The organism is Bowmanella yangjiangensis, assembly GCF_017255015.1.
In the GTDB taxonomy this organism is placed as follows: Bacteria; Pseudomonadota; Gammaproteobacteria; order Enterobacterales; family Alteromonadaceae; genus Bowmanella; species Bowmanella yangjiangensis.
The window spans coordinates 1-905 of the sequence record NZ_JAFKCS010000323.1; the positions used below are offsets into that span (position 1 = coordinate 1).

1 protein-coding gene is annotated in these 905 nt (G+C 66.5%); it reads left to right on the forward strand.

The annotated features are described in order from the left end of the window. On the forward strand, positions 1-905 hold a 905-nt coding region (locus J0A65_RS24305), incomplete at both ends, for a HAMP domain-containing protein (RefSeq protein ID WP_206596832.1).

The following is a 905-nucleotide window of genomic DNA, read 5'->3' on the forward strand; positions in this document are numbered from 1 at the left end:
AGAGCTTCGAGGAACTGTTCAAGGACCGAATGCAGCCGGTCAGCCAGCTCAAGTTCTTCGCCTACGCCTACGCGGTGACCATCGTCGATTCCCTGCACAAATACCGCGCCGAACTCTTCGACGAGGCCAAGCTGCGCGAGGCCTTGGCCTCGGCCCGCCAACGCGGCGACCAGGCCTGGAAGGCCTACCTGGCGACCAACATGACTGCGGACGAAAAGGCCAGGGTCGAACGGGTACGCGTCGACCTGCAGCAGGTGCAGCAGCTGGTGGACCAGTACATGGGCAAGCTCGATGGCGGCCAGCTGCGGGCGATCGAGCCGCGCAGCTTCAACCGCGAGCTGTACGGCACCTTCGATCCGCTCGGCAGCGAGCTTGAGCAGCTGATCGCCCTGCAGCTCAGCGAGGGGGAAAAACTCGGGGTTCGTACCGGCGAGCTGTACCAGTCGATGCGCAACACCTTCATCGGCATCGGTGTGGTCGCGCTGCTGCTGGTGCTGCTGGTGGCCCTGGTGATCGGCCTGTCGATCATCCGCCCGCTGTCGGCCCTGCGCGGTGTGATCAGCGAGGTGCAGGAGAACGCCAACCTGACCCTGCGGGCCAACGCCGAGGGCAGCGACGAGGTGGCCGACACGGCGCGTGCCTTCAATACCCTGCTCGAACATCAGCAGGCGTTGATTCGTCACCTCACCGAGACCGCCACCCAGCTGGCTGCGGCTGCCGAGGAGATGAGCGCGATCAGCGCCCAGGCCAGCCAGGCCGCGACCAGCCAGGGCGACCAGACCAACATGGTGGCCACGGCGGTGCACGAGATGAGCGTGGCGGTGCAGGAGGTGGCGCAGAATGCGCAGAACATGGCCGGCGCCGCGGCCGATGCCAACCGCGAGGCGCGTCAGGGACGCGATCTG